Genomic DNA, 25617 nt, shown 5'->3' with positions numbered 1-25617 from the left:
GCGAAATGAGTGATATTGATCAAGACATTCAAGAGTTACGTGCCCGTTTAAAAGAGGGCTCCATTCGAAATGCCTATAAGGGAATCGTATCCTACATGGCGCGATTGCGATCTGCTTTGGCTGAACAACATGGTCCACGGCAGGTGTCAGGAATTTACCAAGGCTATTTGGATATCACTCATTTCGCATTTTTTCCAGAGCCGCTAAAGGAGCGTGATCTCAAGCTGACGGTTCTTTTTAATTACGAAACGTTTAACTTTGAAGTTTGGCTCACCGCACGCAATCGCGATGTGGGCAAATGTTATTGGGGATTGTTACGGCAAGCTGGATACAATCAGCATCCACTGCTTGAGCCCGCTGTGGGGAATGTAGCTATCGTGAAAGCGATACTGTCCGATGATTTTTCGCTGGCCGATGAAGCCCGTTTGACGGAGCAGCTCACGCAGGGGCTCCTTGTTTTTGAGCGTGAGATTGTCGCGTCTTTGAATGCAGTGGACGCGAGTTGAGCTGTCTACAGCCGACTCATAAACGCATTGGCTTCGTCGATAGAAGCTTCCATTTCTTTGACCAGGCTGGCGACTTCTTCTTGGATTTTGACCACTTCCACATCCAGCGCGGCGATCGCGCGAGCGTTCAGGTTGTGCTTCAGGTAGAGCACTTGATCTTGAAACAGTTCGACCACGGGGGCCATGCTGGCTTCGGCTTTGCGCATCTTAGTTACCATGCCATTGTAGCTGGCGCGGGTCTCGCGCAGTGAGCGTTGGCTGGAGCTACGCAGGCTAGCGCTTTGGTAGGACTCCAGTTCTTGTTCCCATTCCGCGAAGAGTGCTTCGGCCACCGACTCGACTTTGTCGATACGTTTGGAGACGCGCTCGGCGGCTTTCAAACTGTCTTCGTAGGCCGCGTTGATTTTGCTATAAACCGCCTCTAAATCGCCGCCCTGATACTCCGTCACGGCGGTGAAGGCCTCGAGTGCGTCGGCAAAAGTTTCCTTAGCCTCTTCTTGTTCATCGCGGGCGTCTTCCACCCGATCGACCATCAACTCACGTTTTTCGATGCCGAGCTTCTCCATGGAGGCATAATAAACCGACTGGCAGCCAGTGGCAGAGAAAATCATCGCAGCACAAACGATCGCATAAAATACTTTCATAGTTCGAACTGTGGCGCGATTCAGCGAAACTGCAACTTCATAGAGCGCGTTCGTAGTGACAAGCTTCCAGCTTGTCGGAGATGGTTGCAGCACCCGTGCACAAGCTGGAAGCTCGTGACTACACCTTGGCTTCGTAAGCTTTTAGCAACTTTGCGTCGGCGAACAGTGGTCCGGCCGGCACGATACTGGCGACCAGTAGCCAGCCGGTGAGTTTCCACGACCACTTGTAATCCAGCTGACCCAGTAAGGCAAAGCCTACGTAGGCCATCCACAAAATGCCGTGTGCCATCCCGATTGGCCGGATCAGCACATCGTTGCCCCAAATATATTTAAGCGGCATCGCAATGCCGAAGAGCAAGATCGAGGAGATGGCTTCCCAGGTGCCTACGGAGCGCAGGCGGTGAAGTGTGCTGTCGAAACGAAACATAGCGCACTGTTGGATACGATAAATCGAGTAAAGTCAAATGACCTGGCATGCGTAGCCAGATTTCTTTGTCATTCTTTGAGATATCGTTCTCGATACCACTTCATTTGCTTTTCTGGTAGCGTCATCGCATTAATTGCTTCTTGGACGACCGCCTGATCCAAGCGACTGGCTCCACTGACGATGTTGCCGAGTGCTTGATTGCGTAACTTTTCATTCTCGATCGAATAGGCCCAGGGGAGTGCGTCTTTGGGAGATTTTTGATAAATTTGACCGACCAGCTCGGTGGCTGCGACATCTCGTTGGTGGCCCTCTGCGAGACTGTTGACCCATTCGGAGGCGGCCAGTGAATCTTCGCCCACCCAGCCCGCGACGAAACTCTGTGTCAAGGAGTCTGTTTTTTCCTGTTCGGGCAGAGCTTCGATCCATTCCAATGCTTTCTGAGGATTGTCTTTTGTTGTAAATAAAACGTGTCGTCTGATGTAACTTGAGCGAGCCTCATCGGCTGGCATGGCCAGGATATAATTGCCCGCCGCAGTATTGTCGTTTCTTGCCCAAGCGCTCAAAGCGTAGCCCACGGCTTCTTGACGGATCTCTTCTGCTTTGATTGCTCTTGCCCAGATGAGTGCTTCGGAAGGGTCATGTTTTGCCCAGTTGCTTGCAACCGACTTAGCTAGATCTACAAGCAATATGCTGTTTTCGCTAAAATTCTCAAAGGTGTATGCTGCGGCTTGTTCGGGCTCTATCTTGGCCCAAGAGCCGATGACGTTTTGAAGGGCAGCTTGGCGGATCGCATCGTCTGGTTGTGTGAGTACCCAATTGAGGGTGCCCATCGTATCTGCGGCTGCGAGCCCATAGATGTTTTGCTGTATGACGCTGTCACGGGCATCGCCCGGAGACATCAAATCGATGAGTTGCATCGCTGCGCTGGGAGCTGATTGTGTGATTTGCCTGATATCATGGCGAAAAATATCCGTAATTTCATTTGAGTCTAAATGCAATTGGCTCCAGTTGGCGACCTCTTGTGGGTTTATGGTTAACCACGATTTAAGGAAACCATCACGCGCTTGTGGGGTGACTAGGCCGTCGTTAGAAATCAGTGCGATTCCTTTATCCAAATCGGAGCGAGCCAATGCCCACATCAAGGAGCGCCAGCCATGATCGAGCGCAGGATTCTGATTATTTTTTTCTGCCCATTCAAGCGTCGCATCGATGTCACGATAGGCTGCGCGACTCATAAACGCGCCAATCAGTTGATTCTGCAGCTCGGAAGACTCCATCGCTATGAGCTGGCGCCCTGCCGCTTGGAGGTCCTTCTTCACCCAACTGCTCACAAAACTCTGCTGATAGCTCCAAGCTATGGATGCCGTATTTGGCAATGTCTCTAGTAGTTCGAGCCCGCGGCTTGGGGCGTTGGCTCCTAAATAGGCGAGGATGGCACCATAAGCATCACGCTTGGAAGCTGTAGTTAACTGATCCGCTTCGATGATCGCGCTTTCGGCATCCTCTGTGGCGAGTTGATGGAAAATCGATACGATCAGGGCGGAATCGTTTCGCACGCTTGATAGCTCGCTATGTGACATTAAGTGGAGTGCGTGCAGCGGATCTGTAATGGCGAGCTGACTAATGATTGTCTGCTGCATCTTCTTCTTTAGCCGCGAATCTGTTCCTGATTCTGTGGCATACATCCAAGCTGCCTGACTGTCTTCGCTCGTCCATATTCTTAAGATGGCTGATAGGGCAGGGCTCTCCTCTGTGGCCTGCAGGTGTGACTTGGCAAATTCTAGCGCCCCGTCCCGATCCAACTCAGCCCAGCGTCGCACGGTCATTTCAAGCGCGGTCTTAGCTATGGGTGCTTCGGTTTGTTCTGTTAGCGCGACCGCGATACTCGCTAAGCCTTGTGCATCAGATTGATCGATCCGCGTCATCGTCGAGTAGATATTGTTCCACGAGGACTCCGAGGCTAATACTGGGGGGGATGCTTGCCATTCGGTTATAGCCGAGCTTTCTTCAGCGTCTTGGATGTTGAGTTCGGTATCCCGTATCGTTTTGCTGGATTCGTGGAAAGCCATTCGGCCGAGTAAAACTCCCAAAATCAATGCGGAGAAGAGGCTAGCTATAGATTTCATACTGATACCTTATGATTTATATCCCGTTAGGCAAGGTTAGGAAGTTGGCTGTCATGTGTGTATGCGACCCGAGTGAGAGCGCAGTCGCTCAATTCTACTTGCAGTTTACACACGCTAGCCTTTTTTGCACTTCTAGCTATGCCGGAACTGCCCGAAGTTAAAACCATTCAAGACCAGCTGAACGCGATCATGCCTTTTCGCATTCAGCGCTGCTCGTTGAGTCGAGTCGCGGATTCGATTGTGCACACGCCCATGGATCACCTGGTAGGATGCAGTTTGCTAAGAGTCGAGCGCAAGGGGAAGCTGTTGGATTTCATGCTCGACGATGGCCGCCACTTGTTGAGCCATCTCGGCATGTCGGGCGGATGGTTGATCGCGTCCGAGTGGATCACGACCAAGCATACGCATGTGCAATTTACCAGCGATTCCGGCTACCTCGGCTATGTTGATCCGCGCCGTTTCGGACACATGTATTTATACGACGAGCCACGGGCCGCCGCGAAGCTGGCCGAGCTGGGGCACGATCTCTTGTCGCCTGAATTTACCGCGCGCTATTTTAAGGCCTGCCTGCTGCGCTATCCGCAGCGGGCGGTGAAAGTCTCGCTGCTGGATCAGTCGCTCTTTGCGGGCACTGGTAATTATATCGCCAACGAGATTTGCGCGCATGCTAGAGTCTTGCCGCATCGATTGGTCCAAAGCCTGAGCACTCGGGAAATCAATAAACTCTATCGCGCTGTTTCGACGGTAATTAACGGCACCATCACCCGCGGCGGCGTCGCTTTTGGAGGTGGCTACCGTGATACTAAAGGCGACAAGGGCACCGGCGTGCAAAACCTGGTGGTTTTCTACCAGCAAGAATGTCAACTTTGCAAAAAGACGCCTGTGGTCAAAACCGTCCTCGGCCAACGCGGCACCTACCATTGTCCACGCTGCCAGAAGTAGCTGAAGTAGGAAGTCGCGTAGCTTCGGTTCTCTGAACCGGGGAGTTGTAGCTTCGGTTCTCTGAACCGGGGAGTTGTAGCTTCGGTTCTCTGAACCGGGGGGGCTTGGCAGGAAAGAATATTGAAGTTTTGCTTTAAATAGGTCGCTTATTGGGGGTAATGATCGCTGCGACGCCCACTCAACTCATCCTCGAAAGCCTTCGTTCGGCGCCGCTCTTGATCGGGGACCTGCCGGAGGCGGCGGTGCTGGATCGTTCGCGATTGGGCTCCACGGGCGCATGCGCTGTTGAGCCGCTTCGCTTTGACCAAAAGTTGGGGCACCTCTACGAGCAAGCGCTCGGTCGACTCTTGGAATCGTCCGCTGACTTTGAGCTGTTGGCGAGTCACTTGCAGGTCTTCGCCGAGAGCGGGCGCACCTTGGGGGAGCTGGACTTCCTCTTGCACGATCTTGTGCAGGATCAGTATCTGCATTTGGAGTTGGCAGTTAAATTTTATCTCGCAGTCAAAGGGCGCGATGGCTGGCAGTTTCCCGGGCCGGACCCGCGCGACAATTGGCAACGCAAGCTGGAGCGTCTGCGCAGGCATCAGTTGCAATTGAGTCGCTTGCCGGAAACGCGTCAGCTCTTACGCCAGCGTTTTGGGATTGAAGCCATCGAAACGCGACAACTCATTTACGGCTGTCTTTTTCTACCGATGGGGTGGGCAGAGTTTCCACAACTGGATTTTATGTCGGCCACTGCACGACTGGGCCGATGGCTATACCTCAGTGAGTGGCCGCAGTATTTTCCCAAGTGCACTGAAGTCAGGATCATTCCGAAAGCGTTCTGGCCTGTCGAGTTGAGCCCGCAGGCCAAGGGGCAGCTAGAAGTCGTTTCCGCAGCGCATTTACACAAACTGGCCACAGAGCGTTGTACTTTGTTTTGTCTGCCTGATTCGACGGAGCCTTATTTCTTGGTGCCACCTTCCTGGGGGGAGTGAGGGCATCGCTCAGAGGGGTATTTTATATAATGCAAAAAAAATCCCGCCAATTTATTGGCGGGATTTTGTAAATTTATGGAAGCGGTGCTTCGTTATCTAAAGCGTATAACTTTGCTTAATTACCAAGCGAAAACCGGTGAGGTGATAGATGTATCGCCGGCGGCTACAGTGCCATTTTCACCTTCGGCCCAAATCTCATCGTTGATGAGGAATTTGAAGGTAACATCGCCTTTAGCTTGTGTGCTGGCGAAGGACCATTCGTATGGGCTAACGTTATCGAGTTGAATACCCTTGTCCCATGAGAGGCCTGCGCCTTCTCCGCGAACGTAGAGGCTGTTGCCGAATCCGACGTCTACGCGAGCGATAATGGATGTTTTTTCGACTGTCTTGGCAGGTGCTTTAGCTGGGATCGCCTTTTTAGGTGCTGCTTTCTTAACTGCTTTTTTGACGGCTACCTTTTTTGCAGCTACTTTCTTAGCGGCTACTTTCTTGGCTGCCTTCTTTGCAGGAGCTTTCTTGACGGCTACTTTTTTGACAGCCTTTTTGGCTGCAACTTTTTTGGCCGCTTTCTTAGTTGTTTTTTTCTTAGCCATAGTGACTGAATATTCGAGTTTATTTATGTTAGTTGTGCGTCGATATTGCTGGAAGGACTCCAGCGTGAGTGACCGACACAGGTGTGACTAGCACAAACAAAGCCAAATTGACAGTACAAAGTGACTATTCGCCTGTCAGCAGGTAAATCACTTCTTCGGCCAAGTTTTTTGCGTGATCCGCAATGCGTTCAATTGATTTGGAAATGAGAATGGTTTCTACGTGCGTGGATGAATCTCCGTGTTCGCCTTTCATCTCGTTGTAGAGCGTGGTGTAGTTTTCTTTATTGATGCGATCGACTTCTTTGTCGCGCTTGATGATGCCTTGAGCGAGCTCAAGGTTTTCATCTAGCAGCGAGGTGATCGCGTCGCGCATCATCGCGAATGCTAGAGCACTCATTTTCTCGATCTCGACAGGGTTTTTTACCTTTCCATCTCTTGTTAGGATTGTGCGTGTCTTTTTTGCAATGCTGTGGGCTTCATCACCTGCTCGCTCTAGGTCATGGCTGGCTTTGATGGCCACAAAGATTAAGCGCACGTCGCTGGAGACGGGAGAACGCAGTGTTATGTAACGGACGGAAGCACGGTCAATTTCGACTTCGAGATCGTCGATCTCATCGTCCATTTTGACGGCGGCTTGTGTCTTTTCGAGGTCGCTCTCGATGAAGCCTTCGACCGCTAAGCGGCCTGCTTCGTTGGCTTTTTCGCCTATGAGAATGAGTTTACTGCGAATCTCTTCGAGTTCTTTGTGGAAGTAGCGGTTCATGGTTACAATAGGGAGGGGGAGTTGTGATCAGAGTTTTCAATCAACCGAAGCGACCAGAAACATAGGCTTCAGTTTGTTCGTTGCTAGGTTTCATGAAGATATTATCCGTTACATCATATTCGATCAGTTTGCCAAGATAGAAGAAGGCGGTGCGATCAGAGACGCGTGCGGCTTGTTGCATGTTGTGCGTAACGATAACAATAGTATAGTCCTTTTTCAACTCATGGATGAGTTCTTCGACCTTGCCTGTAGCGATGGGGTCGAGTGCGGAGCAAGGTTCGTCCATTAGGATGACCTCAGGGTTGTTAGCGATGGCGCGGGCGATACAGAGACGTTGCATCTGGCCACCCGACATGCTGAGCGCACTCTCGTGTAAACGGTCTTTGACTTCGTCCCAAAGAGCGGCGCCGCGTAAGCTGCGCTCAACGACTTCGTCCAGTTCGGACTTCTTGTTGCGGCCAGCAATGCGGAGACTGAAAACAATGTTCTCGTAGATCGATTTAGGAAAAGGGTTGTACTTTTGGAAGACCATGCCGATGCGCTTGCGCAGCGAGATGACTTCGAGGCTGGGATCGTAGATGCTTTGATCCGCAATCGTGATATCACCTGTGTGATGGATGCCCTCGATTAGGTCATTCATACGATTGATGCTGCGTAGCAGCGTGGACTTACCACAACCAGAGGGACCGATGAAGGCGGTGACTTGCTTTTCTGGTATGTCGAGGTTCATATCGAATAGCACTTGGGTGCTGCCATACCAGAAGTTGTAATTGTCTTTGATCTGGATGAAGGGCTCGAAGTCTGCTCGGGCGTTTGTTGTTTCAGGTGTTTGGCTCATTGCAAAAAATGTTTAAATTCTATTTATGTTAGCGTCGCGTGCGATGACTTAAAAGGTGTCGCCCTTATACTTTTTACGAAGATGGTTGCGGATCGTGATAGCGCTTAGATTGAGTACGATGACCAGTACGATCAGCAAGAGTGTCGTGGCAAAGACCATCGGCTTGGCGGCATCGGAATCGGGCGACTGGAAGGCGAGGTCGTAAATGTGGAAGCCGAGGTGCATGAATTTGCGGTCGAGGTGAACGAAAGGAAATTCGCCATCGAGGGGCAGGCTTGGTGCGAGTTTGACCACGCCCACCAGCATTAGTGGTGCGACTTCGCCTGCGCCGCGTGCCATGGCGAGGATGAGTCCTGTCAAGATGCCGGGCGCGCTGGCGGGCAGCACGATGCGTTGAATCGCTTGCCACTTGGAAGCGCCGCAAGCGAGCGCGGCCTCACGCATGCCTCGTGGCACCGCCGAGAGTGCTTCTTCTGTGGCGACAATCACGACGGGCACAGTCATGAGTGCCAAGGTGAGGGAGGCCCACAGGACGCCGCCGGTGCCGAAGGTGGCGGTGGGGAGTTTATGACTGAAAAACAGTTCGTCGATACTGCCACCGAGCACATAAACGAAGAAGCCGAGTCCGAAGACGCCATAAACGATGGAGGGCACACCGGCTAGATTGTTAACCGAGATGCGGACAGCTCGTACGATGACGCCCTGGGTGGCATACTCGCGCAGGTAAATGGCGGCGACCACACCGAAGGGCATCACGGCCAGGCTCATCAGCAGTGTCATGACAAAGGTGCCGAAGATCGCGGGGAAAATGCCGCCTTCAGTATTCGCCTCACGGGGGGCTTCGGACATGAAGCGCCAGATCTGCTTCAGAAAGAAGCCAACTTTGCCTGGCAGGCTCATTTCATTGGGGAAGTGTGCCTGAGTGATGTTTTCAAAGCTGATGCGACGCTCTTCGCCGGTGGCTAGACGCAGCAGCAGCGAGTCCTGGTGACGACGTTCGCGCAGCTCGCGGGCTTCCGCTGCGAGTTCGGTGTATTGCGCCTGCAAGGCCGCTTGCTGCTCGTTTAGTTCTTGAATCTGCGGCGAGGTTTCAGCGGCAGCCTCGCCCAGCTCTTCGCGCAGTGCGCGTTGCTCGAGGCGGATGGATTCCATCTTGCTGTTGATGCGTCCGATCTGTTTCTTCTCGATCTTGGTATAGGTTTCTAAGCGTTCGTTGCTTTCCTCGATCGTCTTGAATAGTGCGGCCTTCAGTGCTTCTGGCTCAGTGATTGTAGTTCCATCGGCGAGTTGGATTTCGAGCGGGAAGCCGAGTGCATCCCCGAACTCGATACGCTCTAATTGGAGGATGCCAGGAGCCGGTGTAAATAAGGGTTCACCCGTTGCGTCCGTCACGATTTGGTCGGCATCGACGTAGTGATACATTTGCCCGTAGGCATCTTTGTTGCCTGCGAAGAACTGGAATTCGCTGGTCAGGCCAGCATTGGTCGCTTCTTGTAGTCGCTTATGACGTTCCAGTGCGATGGCGCCGGCGAAGTTTTGGCCGTTGCGAGGGCCGGCGTTTGAGCCCTCGACCAATTGTACCTCGTAGATGGTGTCGGGCCAAAACATGGAGAGGCCGTTCTTGAGGATGATACCGAGTAGCCCGATAATCAGGAGGATGCCGACACTGAGCCCCATGCCGGTGAACCAAACGAGGGCTTCACCTTTGGGGCGGATCGATGTAAAACTGTGCTGCGATTTTGGCATGAGAAAAAATGCTGGTTTGCCTGTATGTGATGTGGCGGGCGCTGACTCTAGATCGTCTTGTATTTCTCGCGCAGGTGCTGGCGAGTGACTTCGGCGATCGTGTTCAGTATGAATGTCAGGAGGAAGAGCGCCATCGCACCGAGGAAAAGAGTGCGGTAGAGGGTGCTGTATTGTGGTGCTTCGGGCAGTTCCACCGCGATGTTGGCCGCGAGTGTGCGCATGCCGTTGAAGATGTTCCACTCCATGATCGGCGTGTTACCCGTAGCCATCAGCAAAATCATGGTTTCACCGACCGCGCGGCCGAAGCCGATGATGGTGGCGGAGAAGATACCAGGTGAGGCTGTCGGTAGGATGACGCGCCAAGTGGTCTGCCAGCGGCTGGCGCCAAGAGCCAGCGAAGCAGAGGTGAGGTAAGGCGGCACATTGGTGAGCGCATCCTCGGAAATAGTGAAAATGATCGGGATCACGGCGAAGCCCATCATGAGGCCGACCACTAAGGAGTTACGTTGCTCAAAGCTAACGCCAGTTGTTTCTGTCCACCAAAGGCGAAAGTTGCCAGCTTTGACGCCGAGGTCTGGATCATAGACGCGGAACAAGACCGATTCCAGAGTGGGGCCGAGTTGCCAAGACAGGTAGCCGACGATCAGTACCACTGGCAGGATGACCATCCATTCCGAGCCCGGGCGTATGCGGTTGCGCACGGTTTGAGGCATGCGTCCCCAGAAGTAGCCCAGCATGGCGGCACTGAGTGGGACGGCAATGAGCATGAGCAGGATGGAGGGCACACGATCTTCGATTAAAGGTGCCAGCCAAAGTGCTGCCAGGAAGCCGAGCACGACGGAGGGGAGCGAGGCCATGATTTCCATGGCAGGCTTGATGTAGCGCTTCGCTTCCGGTTTCAGATATTGCGAAACGTAAATGGCTGCCAAGATCGCGATCGGCATGGCAAAGAGCATGGCGTAGAAGGTGCCTTTGATCGAGCCGAAGAAGAGCGGCACGATCGAGAGCTTAGGCTCGAAGTCGGAGGTGCCGCTGGACGACTGCCAGTCGTATTCAGGCTCGGATTTGCCCTCATACCAGATCTTGCCGAAGAAGGCTTTGGCACCCGCGTTTGGGTGCGGGTCGTCGACTGCGTAGACGTGTAGGTTTTGTTGTGCGTCGAAGGTGAAAATTGAATCCCAGCGTGGGCCGAGCGCGATCTTCTGTAGTGGGAAGTCGGTATCGGTTTCCCAGCGCACATCGCCTGTGGTGCTGTAGCGCAATGAGAGTTGATGCTCGTTGGAGATCAGGAATCCGCGGTTGCGCTGTGCGGGGCTAAAGTCGTTGGCACCTCCAGCATCCAGTGCTGGGAAGTCCTTGATCTTGGTGTAAAGAATTTGGCCAGCCGCTTCGTCTAGATAGCTGGCGAGTGTAATGTTTGCACCGGACTTTGAAGTTAAAATGACTGATTGTTTGCCGAGTAGCCAGTTGATCGAGTGGATCGATGTGTCCTCCAGATCGGCAAATGGCTGCAGCTTTTGCACGCGTTCCAGTTGCCCCTTGTTGAGGCGTAGGTAGTAAAGCCATCCACCCTCGGTGGTGAGTAGGATGCGGTCGCCTTGCCCGCCGATGAGTAAGCGCTCCGGCTTTTCGTCGGTGATGCCATGACCGAGGTCAATCTGTGCGTCCGCCACCATCTTAGGCGCGCCAAACAGGCTGGATTTAACAACATAGGTCTGAAGAGTGACGATGGTTTCGCCGTCTGCAGTTTCTTGTAAGGTGCCGATCGCTCGGTTGGTGGTGGACTCATAGAAGGCCAGCTGGCGCACGGGGGCGTTCGACTGGCTGAGCGCCGGCAGTAACTCTGATTTGACCTGAGGCACGACCGTACGCGGGGCGTCCGCTAAAAACTGAGCCTTGTAAGCGAGGTGCAGCAGGGCGACGCGACCGTCTTCCGAGCCGAGCGCGATTTCACCTTTGTAGGCGTCGTAATAAAATGCAGTCCAGTTCTTCTCTGGCAGTTTTGTGTCGACCTCAAACAGACCGCGTGGGCCGAGCGCGAGGCTAGTTTGGTCGCCACCGACACGTTCGTAGGTGCGGGTTTCGACATCGCGTGGCAGGTCAGTGAAGTGGAGTTGCCCGCTTTGACTGAGAAAGAAAGGGAGTTCGCCCCACTCATCGACGCCCATCACGGCGACATCATTCAGTGGCACCTTGACTTTTCCGACCGACTTAACATCTGGATGCCCGAAAAGTGGCAGAATCTGCACAAAGATGAAGGCAAAGATGGCGAAGACCGTCAACATCACCAACCAACCGCCGCCCTTGATCACGCAGGTCATCAGGCGGTCTAGAAGTAGGGTGGTGCGGGCTACGGTGAAACGCTCCTCGGAAGGTTTATTAGAAGTCGAACTCATAACGGTGTTAGGCGATCATTGAAGGCTAGAATCAGCTAAAAAGCGGTACTGTCTCTATATAGCAAAAAAAAAGTGGGTGGAGAGGCCTCCACCCACGTAAAGATTCTGTGACGCTTATTTAAGACTGTTTAGGATCTGTTCCGCGATCGGTGCAGGTAGTGGGTAGTAGCCGTCTTTCTCGACGACTTCCTGGCCTTGCTTAGACAGCACGAAGCGCAGGAACTCGTAAGTCAATTTATCCATGGGCTGGCGTGGGTCGCGATTGACATAGACGAAGAGCTGACGAGCCAGCGGGTAGCTGCCATCGAGGCAGTTTTCTGCAGTGGGTTCGATACCATCGATCTGGATCGCTTTCACGCCAGAAGTGGTGTAGCCGATGCCGGAGTAGCCGATGCCTGCGAGGTCAGAGCCGATGCCTTGCACCACGGAAGATGAGCCAGGCTGCTCCTTAACGTTGGAGGAGAAATCACCGCCAGCCAATGCGACCTTCTTGAAGAAGCCGTAAGTGCCGGAGGCACTGTTACGACCGTAGAGGCTGAGTGCGCGACCGCCCAGGCTGCCCTCAAGTCCGAGTTGGCTCCATTCGGTGATCGGTGTGCCACCTTTGCGGTAAGTGCTGGAGAAGACAGAGTCGATTTGCTCGGAAGTGATGCTTTCGAGTGGGTTGTCTTTGTTGACGAAAACTGCGAGAGCATCGATCGAAGTGCCGACGGCTGTAGGCTTGTAACCGTAGCGAGCTTCAAAGGCATCCATTTCAGAGCCCTTCATCTCGCGGCTCATGGGGCCGATTTGTGCCGTACCTTCGATGAGTGCAGGGGGGGCGGTTGAAGAGCCTTTGCCTTCGATTTGAATGTTAACATTCGGGTAAATCGCTTCGAAGCCTTCCGCCCAGAGAGTCATTAAATTGTTGAGTGTGTCGGATCCGATCGAGTTAAGGTTGCCAGATACGCCTGAAACAGATTCATAAACGGGCAAGTTCGGGTCAACGTTTGCAAGGCTGCTGGTCTGCCCAGCAAAGCCCATGCAGAGGGCTGCGGTAAGACCGCGAAGGATGGATGTAGTGTTCATTCGTATGTGTGATCGGTTATTGTGATTAAAATGAGTGCGAGCTGATTTGCTCGTTAACTGCATTCCCTTTATACGCGTGTTATGTTTCGGTAATGTGGCGCTTATGTTACAGGAAGGTTAATATTGTGACTATTTGTGGATCTGCCGGCGGTATGTTTTTCGGGGGCTAAATACGCTTTAGCTCAATTGTAGTGCGGAATTGCGGTCTCATTTGGGCCTTTGGGCGGTCTGCTTTGGCTGTAAATCGGCGGGTGTATTTCCGTGTGCGTTTTACAGATGTGTCACATGGTTACCTCTTCGTGTTCTGGATGACACTTAAATGTAATAAAACACGCCTATGTGACAAAGTTAACGCTCCTGTAACTTGAATGGCTTAGAACTGTAACAAATTGGGGGTATTTATGTAACGTTGCCGCGATGGCACATTTTACAAACACGAACAATGAAACTATATACATTCACACAATTGACTGCGATTTCGGCGGCCTTGCTTAGTTCTACTAGCTTTGCGGCTTCTAATGATGCCTTGCTGGAACTTTTGGTTCAAAAAGGTGTTCTGACCCAAGATGAAGCCACGTCGGTGGCTGCTGAACTGGAAGAGCAGGATCAGGGATTTTCAATTTCGGCTAAAGGTAAAGAGACTGTGAAGCTGCGCTTTAATGGACGCTTGCAAGGGCAATACGATTCACTCGCCGGCAGCGTTAATGGATCGGATACGCCGACTACGAATCACTTTTACTTCCGTCGCTTGTTCTTTGGTGTAAAGGCAAATTTGGACAACGGCTTTTATGCGGAGTCCGTCTTCGATGTGGCAGGAGAGGACTTTGCCTTTGAGAAGGCATCTTTCGGTTACAAATTTGATGATAAGCTCAATGCACAGTTTGGCTTTCAGAAGGTGCCCTTCGGATTTGAGGAAACTTCCTCGTCCTCAAAATTGCCAACGATTGAGCGCTCGGCCGCCAATCGATTTTTCGCAGATCAAATTGATTTCTCTGCACGTCACACAGGTATTCATGCGCAAGGTGATCTTGGGGCAGGCTTCAGCTATGCGGTCTCGCTGGTAAATGGCGCGCAAGGCGAAGGCACGAAACTCTGGGGAGATTCCGAGTCTGATAACGCGCTCGCCTACTTCGGTCGATTGCAGTGGGAGAGCGATGGCCTCACCGTCGGTGTGGATGCGGGTGCCAATTCGAACAGCGATGACAAAGTAGGTGGCGATGATGTGGTCGCGTATACGGGCTATGTGAACTATAAGTTTGAAGGGCTTAATTTGCTCGGGGAATACTTCCATGGGGACTTGGGCGATTTTGGAGATGTCGACGGCTATGCATTACGTGCGTCGTATAAGATGGGTAAGTTCGAACCAGTGTTTCGCTACTCTCATCTCGAGGCCGATGATTTTGATATCGATGTGGATGAGTTGATCCGTCGTGCCTCATCGGGTACTGATGCGCTTGCTACCAGTGCGAATGCAGGCAATGAGATCGATTCATTCTACTTCGGCGCTAACTATTATTACAGTAAAGCTGTAACATTCATGGCGGGCTACGAAATGGCCGATGCCGAGGATGATGCCGGCACAGATGTCGAGGTTGATGGCTTTCGCGCACGTGTTCAGTTGCTCTGGTAATCACTCTGAATTCACTCGTTTATTTTGAGCCCGGGACGCGCATTGCGTGTTCCGGGCTTTTTTTTGTGCAGCCATATCTTGTGCGTATCATTGAGGCGGACCTGTGCCCGTGTGTGTTTCTAATGGGTTACGGATTTGCGTCTAAAAGGTCACAAAAGTTACAGCACTGTGATAATTGTAAGGAGGGCGTTATTTACTGTTGAGAGGGCTTAGGGGGCGCGCAAAAGGGATCGTGATTTCCAGTCCGTGGACACTGTTGTGCCTGCGGCAACAATACCTTTTTTCCAGAAGAATCAATGAATAACAAAATTTACACTAGTGCCGTGCGCGTGCTCTTTGCTTCACTGCTGGCCGCGCAGTCAGCTTTAGCGATTAAGATCGTAGTGCCTGATCAATACAAGGATCAGGTCGAGGAGATGAAGAAGGCTGAACGTCAATTGCGTGAGCGTGAGTTGCAAGGAGGGGGTGCGCCAAGTGATTCCAAGGGCATATCGATTGCTACGAGCGAAGCGTCCGAGGAGGCACCGAAGGTCGCAGCAGATGAGTTCCTGGTGCAGTCCGTTGTTGAAGCTTCAGCCACCGCGAGCGAGTATGAAGGTACACTTGCGGCAGATCAGGGCTTAGTTTCCGGCCAGATTGTAGACAAGGAATCCGGGGAGCCACTCTCAGGTGTGGCTATCTTGGTGGAAGGCGAGGATATCGCCACAGTCACTGCGGAGGATGGCCGCTACTCGCTCGGACCTGTTGCGGCGGGGCAGTATACGCTCAGTCTTATTAAGGGTGGATACATTGAGGCGAATGTGACGGATTTTACGATCGCTGGTGGTGAGGTGAGTGTGTTCCCCTTCGCCTTGCCTCCACGACCTGCGGAGATGTCGGACGATGTCTATGAGTTGCAGGATTTCACTGTGACAGCCGAAGAGGCGAACAACCTAATGATGCAGTTGGATTTGGTCATGAATTCGGAATCTGTTTTGAGTGTCATGAGCGCAGAGGATTTTTCGAAGTTTGCGGCCAGTGACATTGGTGATGCGATTAAGCGTGTTTCGGGTGTATCCGTTGTTGGCGGAAAGTATGCTGTGATTCGTGGGCTGGGGGATCGTTATGTAAGTACCACTCTGAATGGCCTTCCTATTGCAAGTCCCGATCCGGATCGTCAAGCTGTGCAGTTGGACCTATTTCCCTCGGGTCTGTTTGATGGCCTTGAAGTGACCAAGTCTTTTACGCCAGACCAACCGGCGACTTCGACTGGTGGTATTAATATGAAAATTAAAGAACTACCCGATGGGTTTTTTGCTAATTTTTCCACCAGTTTGGGCTATCATAGTAATGCAACAGGCAATGATGATTTCTTAACCTCAGGTCGTGTGACCAGTCAGGATCAGTGGGCAAATGGGGCTGAAGATCGTGCGCTTCCTGACGTCGCGAGGTCATTCCCTGAAGATTTAAACAAGGCGGTCTGGCCTTTGCCTACATCACCGCCAAGTGGTTTCATTACTCAAGCTGAAAAAGATGCTGCAATTGCAGAGGCCAATGCGATTACCGACGCGCTCGGGCGTGATAATCACGCGAAAACGACGACACCAGGTATGGATTATGGCTTTAAGCTTAGTGCCGGCCACGGTTATGAATGGGCCGATCGTTATCGTTTTGGTGTGATCGGTGGCGTGAATTATAGTCGTAAAGCTCGTATGATTGAGGACGGGACCTACTTTCGGAGTGCGGCCGCCTTATCTGGCACAGATACATTAAGTCCTGAGGTCTTTTTGGATCCGGATCGTGCTGTTGGCTATCAAGAAGGTACATGGCAGGAGAGCACTTACAGTTCGACTTTGTCGTGGTTGCTTGGTGTGGGATTTGAGCTAGATGAGGCACATAAAATTCGTCTGCATCGTCTCGATTTGCGCGTGAGTGAAGATGAAGTCGAGGCGCTCATGGGGCAGCGCTATACGAATGATCCTTTCTCCAATGATGGAGATTTTTTAGATACTGAGCGTCAGGAGACACTGAGATACACCGAGCGTCGATTGGTGAGTGATCAGGTTTTGGGAGATCATACTTTTGAATTCGACGGCAAAGTGCTTGATGAAGTTCAGTTTGAGTGGGGGCTCGGGCGAGATCGAGCTTCGCAAGATGAACCTGGCTTTATTCAAACGCGCGCGATTCTTTTGGATAGTGGTGATTGGACTTTGCAGCCATCTGCTAATTCCGCAGGCGTTTCCAGAGCGCAATTTGCTAGTTGGCGTGAGATTATTGAAGAAAAAGAGAGCGATAAATACGACATCACTTTTAAGCGTGATTTAGAGGGCGAGTTTCAGACACAATTGAAGCTCGGGTATTTGAGCACGGAGGCGCAGCGAAGTGTCTTTGATGAATACGTATCATTCCTTGGTGTGGATTTGTCTGATACTTCTAACACCACAGTGCCGGGAGTCACTGATCCTAGTGACCCGATGTTTATGTTTTTTGATGAGCTAGCAGCTTCCGGATACGAAGTGGCTGCTGATGTGGATCTGAATTCAGAGTCAACAGGGCAATATTTTATGTTGGATCAGACGCTGTTTGAGAAATTCCGCATTGTCGGGGGCTATCGTTTTGAGCGCAATAGCTCAGATGTAAGAGTGAATGGAGACACCAAGTTGAAGGGGGCTGGGGCTAGTAATCCATTGGCAGGGCGTCCGAGTTCGGGTGGGTACGAAGTGGAGGATTGGTATCCTGGTTTGAGTTTGATTTATAGTCTTAACGATCAGATTAACCTTCGTTTTGCATATTCGCAAACGATCGCTTTGCCCTCTGCGCGCGAGGTGTCGCCTTATGCGACCGCATCCTTCTCTGGAAGTGACGTAGATGTCGGTAATCCTAGTCTGCAGCCGTCGGAGGTGGAGAGCTTAGATATTGGTTTTAGTTATATGAACGATGCGGGTGATTCATTTAGCGTTACAGTCTTCCAGAAGACTGTGCAGGATCGCATTGAGAAAGTGAATGGAATTGGAGCAGATACATTTAAGTCCACTGTCTCAAATCCTGATCCGTTTGATTACAGTGACTATAATGTGATGACACGTTCCGAGAGTGTGAATGCGGATTTGTATAGTTGGTATAATAATCCCAATGAGGCTACCTTGCGCGGCGTCGAGTTGGAGGGGCGTAAGAGCTTGGGCTTTATTTGGTCCGGCCTGGACTACCTTTCTGTTGGAGGGAATTTTACATATATTGATGGTACTGTGGAGCGCTTCCCGATCGAGATCGCATCGAAGAATGCGGTTGGGCGTCCTGTTTCAGATGAGCGTGCTCTTACGGAGCAGCCGGAGAGTTTGCTGAACTTCGATCTGACTTATGATAATCCAGAGTCTGGCGTGCGTGTGTCACTTATTTATTATATGGTGAGTGATACTTTGAAGGCGACTTCGTTGATTACCAATTATGATATATATGAGGCCAGCTACGATACCGTCGATTTAACGATATCAAAGCGTTTCGCCGATCGTTATAAAATCTCTTTCTCGGCAAAAAATATAACGGACTCAGTGCGCCAAAAGTATTATGATGTAGAGGGGTATGAGAAGGAGTACGAGAGTTATCGTGCTGGGATCAGCTACTCGATTAGTGGCACTGTAGAGTTTTAACCTGTACGTCACAAAACTGGCACCTGCTTGTTATTTGTTTCTGGGATACTAGGTGCCTCTGCAAGAAGCAGGGACAAAACAAACAAAGTAATTCCTACTTAGATAGTAAATATAAATGAAAAAAATCACTTCACTCACTGCTCTCGCAGCGTTTTCAGCAACAGCTACTTATGCTGGCGTTGCGACTTCAGCTAATGTTGATGGTTACTTCGAGATCGATAGTCCGATCTCTGGTGACGTTACACTGAATTCTGCTAACAAATATCTTCTTACTGAGATTGTTTATGTCACAGATGGCACGCTGACAATTCCAGAAGGTACAGTTATCTATGGTAAGATTGGTGTTAAAGATGGTTCCAATAATGTGATCCAAGAGCCCGGCACTTTGGTGGTTACACGTGGTGCTCAAATCGAAGCGATTGGCACTCCATCGGACCCGATCATTTTCACTTTCGAGGGTGATCCTGATCCCAAGAATGCACCTACAGCTCCTGTTGCTGGCGATACGCTTGTAACTGGTCTTTGGGGTGGTGTGATCGTTTTGGGTAATGCACCTATCAATAACGATCAGTCCGCATCCAATGCGCTTCTTGTCGCTGGCACGGACTTCATCGAAGGCTTGGTTGAGCCAAGTGTTGAGGATGTCGAGCCTAACATGTATGGTGTTTATGGTGGTGATGCACCCCATGACAGCAGCGGTATCATTAAGTATGTTTCTATCCGTAACGGTGGTTTCAATCTTTCTGCTGACAACGAAATCAATGGTCTGACCATGGGTGGCGTTGGCGCTGGCACAGTTCTCGAATATGTCGAGGTGATCGCTGGTCAGGATGACGGCTTCGAGTGGTTCGGTGGTACCGTTAACTCGAAGTATCTTCTTTCTGCATACAACAACGACGACGCTTTCGACTACGACCAAGGTTTCTCGGGTCTCGGCCAATTCTGGGCTGCTGTTCTCGCTAACAATGGTGTTGATGGTGACAAAGGTGGCGAGTTCGACGGTGACGACCAAGCTGGTGCGAAGCCCTACGCTGTGCCTGTTATCTACAACATGACTGTTATCGGCACAGGTGAAGATGTGAAGAGCGGCAACGGCGGTGGTCAAATCGACTACGACGCAAATGGAGCTGGTGGCCTCTTCAACTCTATCATTGTTGAGTCTGGTATCGCTTCGCTTGATATCAATGGCACCGTTGGATCGGGTGAAATTGAAAGCACTAGCTCGGTTGCTCAGCTTGAGAACGGCTTGCTTAATATCCGTAACAACATCTGGTATCGCGATGCTGGGTTATTTGCTACTGAGACAGTTGCTGATCACGATGCAGGCGCAGCAGATTTGGCACTGAGCACTGGAGGTAACACATTCGACAATCCTTACCTTGGTGGTTTCACAAACTACGCCGTGCTTTCAACTGCGAAGCGTTATTCAGTTGGTGGTGTCTATCTTAAGCCTGCTAACTACGGTAAAGTTATTGAGGATCTTGAGCCATACATCGGCACTTTCTTCGATGCCGTATCTTACAAGGGTGCATTCGACCCTACGGGTGACACTTGGACTGCTGGTTGGACGGTTCCTTCACAGCTTGGATATTTCGCTGAGTAAACTTCGGTGACGTTTCCTTTATAAAATTAATTATTATATTACAAAAATGAAAAACATAATTATCGCATCTCTTGTTCTGAGTGCCGCGTCTGCCTCTGCACAAACATTTGTGGCAGGTTGGGACTTTGACGGTCTCGCTGCTAATGCTACTTCATCAACCGCCAATTGGGGTGTTCAAAAAAATACTGCGAATTCCTTTTGGAGTCATTCAGTTGCTTACTTTAACAATCCAGGTGACTTTGGTGAGGCTGAGTTTGGTTTCACTATGGCGGCGAATGATACATCCGCTAATAATGCGTTCAGCAATTTCATGAGCGAGCTGAATATCGACACTCCTGGAACATCTGGCTTCACTGCGTTTGATCAGAATACTGGGGGTGCTGAACAAGGTTTCCGCTCTTTAACTGGAGATGATACCTTCACTCTGAATTTTTCAGGTGCGGGTTATAGCGATCTCACATTGTATTATGCTTATCGTCCAGACGGTGGTAGCTGGGCACTGGAAACTGTGGACCTGAGTGCATTTGATAACAATGCGAATGGTGTTTACACATTCACTCCGACCCTTGAAGGCGATTACGATAACTTCGCAATTACTGGAACAGCGGTTCCAGAGCCTTCGGCCTTCGCTGCGATTTTCGGTGCTGTTGCACTTGGTGTTGCTGCAACTCGTCGTCGTAAGTAGACCTTACTCGGTTTAAGTTCCTTTTCAAAGGCACCCTCTTTAATCGAGGGTGCCTTTTTGTGAACATGCTTCATTGTCATCCAATTTTTTATCGAATGAAATATTCAATCGTTTTGTACTGTTTTTTCTTGGGTATTCAGGTGTTGTCGGCCTCGATATTTAGTGAGGCTAAGGAAGCCTCATTGCCTTTTTACGCTAAGCTGGTCGAGGACTACACGCCTGAGAATGGAGATCGGGTCATCCCGGCAGATACGCGCTTTGTCTTGATACGTCCGTTGGACGATGGAAAATTGCTAGCGGAATTTCCGCGCGTTGGTCATTACGAGCTTTCTTTGGAGCAGACCAATGTTCAGGCTGAAATCGAGCGTGAGCGCAATACTGACAATGTTCCCAATATGCCTCGTATGGCCTACTTTTTAGCCAATCGTATTATGACGGGAGAGAGTGTCTGGCAAAACCCGCTTAGGCAGGAGGATGTCGTGGAGACACAGAATTGGTTTTTGTTATATGGTGACTCGTCTGAGCCTGAGCTACTAGAGGCCGTGCTGCGATTGGACGGATATTATCGCTCTTTAGATGAGACTAGTCGCAAGGTAACAGTAGCAGTTTATTTGGATACAGCTGCGAGTAAGGCAGGCATTCAAGCGATCGCGGACTCTGTAAAGCCTAGTATCCAAGCGATGCCTGCTTATTTATCTGCCGGCTATTGTAAGAGTTTTCAGCATTACTCCGCATCGGACGAAATGCCAGTCCTTGTCGAGGTCAGCTCTTCAGGCCGGGTGCTTTCGAAGGCTGCCGGGCTCGATGCGATTCAGGCATTTGTCGCTGATAAATAGAACCTTACTCCGGTGCTCCGTGTAGCTCGATGTGGTCAGAGGCCCACGGGCGGGAGTTGACATTATTGGGGCCCCTTTGGCTACTGATGCGTGCACTTAGTTCGCTTGCTGTGGCCTCTGGCTTGGGGTTTAACGAGGCTTCGAGTTCGCCCTTATAGCTTTGGACACGATTCGCTGTGGTCTGCTTCAGCAGCTCATAAAGCGGGTGTGTGGCTTCGGGGAGTGTTTCCAGCTGGGCTTCCTCATAGGCTGCAACCAGGGCTGGAATTTCAGCTTTACTTGAGATGCTCGGAAGTGAGTTTTCTTCAAGCTCTTCTTCACGATAGATCTGGATGATATTCGGACGTTGTGAGTGGCGGGCTAAAGACAAAGTGACTTCTTGCCCCCCGTAACTGGCATGAATTATCATGTTTTGGGGATCATAGGCGTGTATCTGTATCCCTGCGAAGCTTTGATTGATGGCGACCCATGAGCGTGCGCGGGTCTGTTCGTTGTAGACTGAAAATTGGTACTGACCTTGGTAGGCCATGATCCCTCGGATTTCAATCGGCACGCCTTCGTTTATGTTTAAGCTGGCGTCCATCGGACTGGCGCATAGGGAGCCGAGTGAAAGGCATGCTATGTGAGTGCGCAGTGTGAGGTGCTTCACATGATTTATTAATCTGGTTTTCATGGATGTTGTGCGCCTGCGCCTTTCTATTCTGCTGACTCATCACGCAGCTGTTTATGAGAGAGTTTAGTAGTTCGCAGTTTGTAGCGGATCACCAGCATTGAAATATTCTTTATAGATGCCGACACCGATCTCAATTGATTTCACATGCATTATGGATGTTCCTGTGCTTTTTGCATTCATCGTAGTGCGAGTCGGAAGGTAGACGCCTTGACGTTCTGTGTAATTATAAAATGAAGTTTCTGTTATGTCTGTAGGTGTTTGAATGTGATGCGCCAGTAAGTGATAGCTATCTCTGGATACAAAGAAACGATGTGTATGCTGCTTCTCGCTTTGTTCGATTTCCAACACAAATGCATTTTCTCCTTCGAAGTTTTCTGTGCCTGCTAATTGTATTCTTGCACCTTCACGCCACAATTTGACCAGTGGTGGCAGGACTCCAGAGTCGGCGAGTAAATCTGACGCGGCCTCGTCATCGAGGGGCTTGCGGACCATTTCAGTGGCTCCAGCGAGTCTTGTCGCGGTCCATCCATTGTGGCCATCATGCGCACGAATCATTTGATACATTTCGTTATTCGGTCCGGGGATGGTGATGGTGGCTCGAATTTGATTGGGGCGCTTTTTGACTATGACGAGATCTACTGTCTTACCTTGGCGCTCAATGCTACCACTGAGTCGAATGCTTTCGACAGAATCCCAGTTTTTCGGCCCTCCTGTGGCTTCTAAGTGCTTTTGTAGAATGTTATTCAACGCCGGCGATTCAGTAGCTGTTGTGATATTTCCTAGAGCTAATAGTGTCAGCAGAAGGGCGAATTTAAGTATTGTTTTCACTGCATCATCCTAGCGCAGTTAGCGTTGGCGAGCAATGAACATGGAGGTGACTTTAGTGAAGCTTAGGTGTCCCGTGACGGTGCCGTGACGGGAGGGATGATATCGGGTGTCGATTGAGTGACGGCTTGGCGCGTGAGCAAGGATTTAGCCTTGGCTGCGAGCGGCTTTTTCGACGCGTTGTGCGTAGTCTTCCAGATTGCTGTCGGACTTAAGCTGTAGCGCGCGGCGTAGCAGGGGCAGGGCTTCTTTATATTCGCCGTTGCGGACGCGGGCCTGAGCGTGTGCAACCAATGCTTCGCGTTCAAAGGCTTCTATTTTCTCGGCTTGCTCGTAGCGGTTGATGGCCTTGGCCATGTCGCCTTGGTCGGCATAGAAATTAGCTAGTTCGATGAGTGCATCGCCATTGAGGGCGTCGCGTTCGACGATCTTGGAAAGTAGTTCGACTGCGGCCTGGTCGTCGCCTTGTGCGCGAGCGATCTTGGCTTCGAGGGTGAGCAGCGTGAGTTCATCGTCCTCTGCCAGCGCGAGCTTTGCTCGGATTTGAGCGATGATCTTTTGCGACTGTTCATAGTTGCCACTGCGGGTGAGCAGATCGGCTGCGCGTAGGAGTGCCTGACTGTCGTTGGCTGTGGCTTGCTCGGTGGCGGCCAAGTAGGCTTCCAGTGCCAAGTCGGGGGAGGCATTATTCATGTAAATGTCGCCGAGCAATGTGAGTGTGCTGAGTTCGGCTGCACCCATGCGGCGCACCATTTCCAGATTCTTGGCTGCGGTGAGTGATTCGCCTTTGCCGAGGTAGGCGTTGCCTTGCAGCATCCAGTAGTCGGCGTTGTTGGGATCGTCGAGTAGTAGGGTGTCGAAGAGTGCGATCGCATCGGCGTAGCGTTCTGTTTCGAGCAGGCAGCGGGCTAGGCCCACCTTCCAGTCGGTGACCTCGGGTTGCATTAGGATGGCCTGACGGTAGGCGGCTTCAGCGGGATAGTATTTTTCCTGTGTCAGGTAACCGTACCCGAGGAGTCCATACGAGCGTCCGTCGACTTCGCCCAGCTCGAGTGCTTTGGAGATGGTTTTGATGGCTTTATCGAAGTTGCCTTGTTGCACTTGCACTAGACCAAGGTTTTTGTAGGCGCGGCGGAAATCGGGGTGCTTGACCACTGCGTTGCCGTAGTATTGTTCGGCCTTGGAGAGGTTGCCATCTTGAAAGTAAAGGTTGCCAAGGATGAAGTCGAAGGCGGCGCTACTGCTTTGGGTGATCTGTGGTTCCAGGGCTTGAATGGCTGCTTTGGGGCTCGCTTTGATTAGATCGATGAGATTGCGCAGGGCTTCTTTTTCTTCATCGGAGATTTGTGGTTCGGCTCCGGCGAGGAAGCCATAGCTGCCGAGGAACTCTTTCTGGAAGCTCGGATCGCTCCAAAGTTGGTTATTGATATTGGATTGCGCTGTGAGCGAGCTGGCTGTGATGCCTGCGGCGAAGAGAAGTGCGGTGATCTTGTTCATTTGGAAATGTGCTGAATTTTAAAACTGGAAACGGATAAACCGAAAACTGGTTAACTATTTCTATCGGTATGGAATGGCGGCGCGCATTCGGACTTTTACGGCGCGGCCGGATTTTTGTGCGGGCTCGAAGCGGGCGCGTTGGAGCACTTCTTCGGTGGCTTTGGACAGAATGTTGCTGGGCGATTCGACGATGTTGATCTTTTCGACGTGCCCGTTTTCGTTGACTACGTATTCCACTTTGACCACGCCGGTGATGCCCTTGCGTTTTGCGGCTGCGGGATAGCTGAACTCGATTTTAGTGCGTGGTTGCGGGGGCGAATCGACATCGCCGAGTTCGAAAATTTCCAGACCACCTAGATCGCTGCTGTTTACATTGAAGCTGGGCAGTGCAAAGTCGCCGGCCATGGAGTTACCCGTGCCGGGGTTGAGGGCCATGTCGAGCTGTTCCAACGATATGGGCGGAGGCGGTGTGTTGAGTTCTGGTGGCGGCTCTTCTTGTTCCGGTTCGGGGGGGGGCGGTGGATCCTCTGGCGGTGGCGGTGGAGGGGGGGGTGCAATGTCGAGCGCCTCAATCTCTTCAGGAGATTTCTCGTAGGTGGTGAAGATCTGCGTCAGCGGGATGGCGAGAAAGAGGAGTCCACTAATGCCGATGCCCAGCAGAGAGCCTGCGGCTGTCATGCTTTTGCGGTGTTGTGGTGGATGATAGATCTGTGCCATTGTAACAAGTTGCGAGTGCGAGAGTGTCGGAGCTCGGGTGTGTGAAACTGAAAACTAGAGAACCGCAGCGTCGCAGCGTCGTAGCGCTGCTTAGCGTTTTGTGGAGAAGTTGATGGATTTGGCGCCTGCGAGTTTGGCTTCGCCGTAGACACGGGCGAAGATGCCGTGGTTGGCGCCTGCGTCGGCTTGGATGATGACGGGGATGTCTTCCTGTAAGGTGAGTCGTTTGACGATGGGCGATACACCGCCGACGCCGATATCGCGTCCACCGTAAATCACTTTGTTATCGGAAGTGACGGCGATCAGGATGCTGTTCTTTTCTAGTTGAACGGCAGCGGCGGCTTCGGGCTTGTTGACCTCGACGCCGGTCTCTTCCACGAACACGGTGGTGACGATGAAGAAGATGAGAAGAATGAAGACCATATCGATCATCGGCGAGAGATTGATCTCTACGTCGTCGCGGTCATCGGATGCTAGGTTGCGGCGCATGGTTTGAAAA

22 protein-coding genes are annotated in these 25617 nt (G+C 51.4%); 8 read left to right on the top strand and 14 right to left on the bottom strand.

Annotation, left to right across the window (positions count from 1 at the left end; translation table 11 throughout):
* Window positions 1-5: 5 nt before the first annotated feature.
* A complete protein-coding gene (locus QEH52_RS09515; protein WP_308950003.1) occupies window positions 6-506 on the top strand; it encodes a DUF7000 family protein in 501 nt (166 codons plus the stop codon).
* A 5-nt stretch (window positions 507-511) separates the two neighbouring features.
* On the opposite strand, the gene QEH52_RS09510 is transcribed toward QEH52_RS09515, so the two are convergent.
* From QEH52_RS09510 to QEH52_RS09500, 3 genes are all read right to left on the bottom strand, one after another.
* Window positions 512-1150: a DUF2959 family protein gene (locus QEH52_RS09510; RefSeq protein ID WP_308950002.1), complete on the bottom strand. Its 639-nt coding sequence runs from the start codon at window positions 1148-1150 to the stop codon at window positions 512-514.
* A 118-nt stretch (window positions 1151-1268) separates the two neighbouring features.
* Window positions 1269-1577 (bottom strand): DUF3817 domain-containing protein, encoded by a 309-nt coding sequence (locus QEH52_RS09505; protein ID WP_308950001.1) that lies wholly within the window; start codon window positions 1575-1577, stop codon window positions 1269-1271.
* A gap of 68 nt (window positions 1578-1645) precedes the next feature.
* On the bottom strand, window positions 1646-3703 hold the full coding sequence (locus tag QEH52_RS09500; protein ID WP_308949999.1) for a hypothetical protein: 2058 nt from the start codon (window positions 3701-3703) through the stop codon (window positions 1646-1648).
* A gap of 138 nt (window positions 3704-3841) precedes the next feature.
* Between QEH52_RS09500 and QEH52_RS09495 the strand changes: the two genes are divergently transcribed.
* Together QEH52_RS09495 and QEH52_RS09490 are read left to right on the top strand one after the other, a co-directional pair.
* Window positions 3842-4645 carry an Fpg/Nei family DNA glycosylase gene (locus QEH52_RS09495; protein ID WP_308949998.1) on the top strand — a complete coding sequence of 268 codons (804 nt, stop codon included), beginning with the start codon at window positions 3842-3844 and terminating at the stop codon, window positions 4643-4645.
* A gap of 158 nt (window positions 4646-4803) precedes the next feature.
* Complete coding sequence (locus QEH52_RS09490; protein ID WP_308949996.1) at window positions 4804-5622, top strand: DUF1853 family protein; 819 nt, start codon at window positions 4804-4806, stop codon at window positions 5620-5622.
* Window positions 5623-5741: 119 nt separating this feature from the next.
* Here the strand turns inward: QEH52_RS09490 and QEH52_RS09485 are convergent, their stop codons facing one another.
* The 6 genes from QEH52_RS09485 to QEH52_RS09460 form a co-directional block, all read right to left on the bottom strand.
* Complete coding sequence (locus tag QEH52_RS09485; protein WP_308949994.1) at window positions 5742-6215, bottom strand: hypothetical protein; 474 nt, start codon at window positions 6213-6215, stop codon at window positions 5742-5744.
* Window positions 6216-6339: 124 nt separating this feature from the next.
* Window positions 6340-6978 (bottom strand): phosphate signaling complex protein PhoU, encoded by a 639-nt coding sequence (gene phoU, locus QEH52_RS09480; protein WP_308949993.1) that lies wholly within the window; start codon window positions 6976-6978, stop codon window positions 6340-6342.
* A 40-nt stretch (window positions 6979-7018) separates the two neighbouring features.
* A complete protein-coding gene (gene pstB / locus QEH52_RS09475; protein ID WP_308949992.1) occupies window positions 7019-7816 on the bottom strand; it encodes a phosphate ABC transporter ATP-binding protein PstB in 798 nt (265 codons plus the stop codon).
* Window positions 7817-7864: 48 nt separating this feature from the next.
* A complete protein-coding gene (gene pstA / locus QEH52_RS09470) occupies window positions 7865-9562 on the bottom strand; it encodes a phosphate ABC transporter permease PstA (RefSeq protein WP_308949990.1) in 1698 nt (565 codons plus the stop codon).
* A gap of 47 nt (window positions 9563-9609) precedes the next feature.
* Entirely contained in the window at window positions 9610-11958 is a 2349-nt protein-coding gene (locus QEH52_RS09465) for an ABC transporter permease subunit (RefSeq protein ID WP_308949987.1), read from the bottom strand.
* A gap of 114 nt (window positions 11959-12072) precedes the next feature.
* Window positions 12073-13026, bottom strand: a complete 954-nt coding sequence (locus QEH52_RS09460) for a PstS family phosphate ABC transporter substrate-binding protein (RefSeq protein WP_308949986.1) — start codon at window positions 13024-13026, stop codon at window positions 12073-12075.
* A 442-nt stretch (window positions 13027-13468) separates the two neighbouring features.
* Here QEH52_RS09460 and QEH52_RS09455 point away from each other — a divergent pair, with 442 nt between their 5' ends.
* The 5 genes from QEH52_RS09455 (at window position 13469) to QEH52_RS09435 (ending at window position 21406) form a co-directional block, all read left to right on the top strand.
* Window positions 13469-14656: a porin gene (locus QEH52_RS09455; RefSeq protein WP_308949984.1), complete on the top strand. Its 1188-nt coding sequence runs from the start codon at window positions 13469-13471 to the stop codon at window positions 14654-14656.
* Between the two features lie 296 nt (window positions 14657-14952).
* Complete coding sequence (locus QEH52_RS09450) at window positions 14953-18282, top strand: TonB-dependent receptor domain-containing protein (RefSeq protein ID WP_308949982.1); 3330 nt, start codon at window positions 14953-14955, stop codon at window positions 18280-18282.
* Window positions 18283-18397: 115 nt separating this feature from the next.
* Entirely contained in the window at window positions 18398-19885 is a 1488-nt protein-coding gene (locus QEH52_RS09445) for a hypothetical protein (protein ID WP_308949980.1), read from the top strand.
* A 46-nt stretch (window positions 19886-19931) separates the two neighbouring features.
* Complete coding sequence (locus tag QEH52_RS09440; RefSeq protein ID WP_308949979.1) at window positions 19932-20570, top strand: PEP-CTERM sorting domain-containing protein; 639 nt, start codon at window positions 19932-19934, stop codon at window positions 20568-20570.
* Between the two features lie 95 nt (window positions 20571-20665).
* The gene (locus QEH52_RS09435; RefSeq protein WP_308949978.1) at window positions 20666-21406 is read left to right on the top strand and encodes a hypothetical protein; all 741 of its coding nucleotides are present in this window, start codon (window positions 20666-20668) and stop codon (window positions 21404-21406) included.
* A gap of 4 nt (window positions 21407-21410) precedes the next feature.
* Here the strand turns inward: QEH52_RS09435 and QEH52_RS09430 are convergent, their stop codons facing one another.
* The 5 genes from QEH52_RS09430 to QEH52_RS09410 all read right to left on the bottom strand — a co-directional run bounded on the left by QEH52_RS09430 (window position 21411) and on the right by QEH52_RS09410 (window position 25607).
* On the bottom strand, window positions 21411-22079 hold the full coding sequence (locus QEH52_RS09430) for a hypothetical protein (protein ID WP_308949976.1): 669 nt from the start codon (window positions 22077-22079) through the stop codon (window positions 21411-21413).
* Window positions 22080-22142: 63 nt separating this feature from the next.
* Window positions 22143-22826 carry a hypothetical protein gene (locus QEH52_RS09425; protein WP_308949975.1) on the bottom strand — a complete coding sequence of 228 codons (684 nt, stop codon included), beginning with the start codon at window positions 22824-22826 and terminating at the stop codon, window positions 22143-22145.
* Window positions 22827-23051: 225 nt separating this feature from the next.
* The gene (locus QEH52_RS09420; protein WP_308949974.1) at window positions 23052-24401 is read right to left on the bottom strand and encodes a tetratricopeptide repeat protein; all 1350 of its coding nucleotides are present in this window, start codon (window positions 24399-24401) and stop codon (window positions 23052-23054) included.
* Between the two features lie 60 nt (window positions 24402-24461).
* Complete coding sequence (locus QEH52_RS09415; RefSeq protein ID WP_308949973.1) at window positions 24462-25118, bottom strand: energy transducer TonB; 657 nt, start codon at window positions 25116-25118, stop codon at window positions 24462-24464.
* 90 nt (window positions 25119-25208) lie between these two features.
* Entirely contained in the window at window positions 25209-25607 is a 399-nt protein-coding gene (locus QEH52_RS09410; RefSeq protein ID WP_308949972.1) for an ExbD/TolR family protein, read from the bottom strand.
* Window positions 25608-25617 lie beyond the last annotated feature (10 nt).

The sequence above is a fragment of the Thalassobacterium maritimum genome, assembly GCF_031127805.1.
Taxonomy (GTDB): domain Bacteria; phylum Verrucomicrobiota; class Verrucomicrobiia; order Opitutales; family Coraliomargaritaceae; genus Thalassobacterium; species Thalassobacterium maritimum.
The sequence above is the reverse complement of the archived record's forward strand: the minus strand, read 5'-3'. Positions and strand labels throughout refer to the sequence as shown.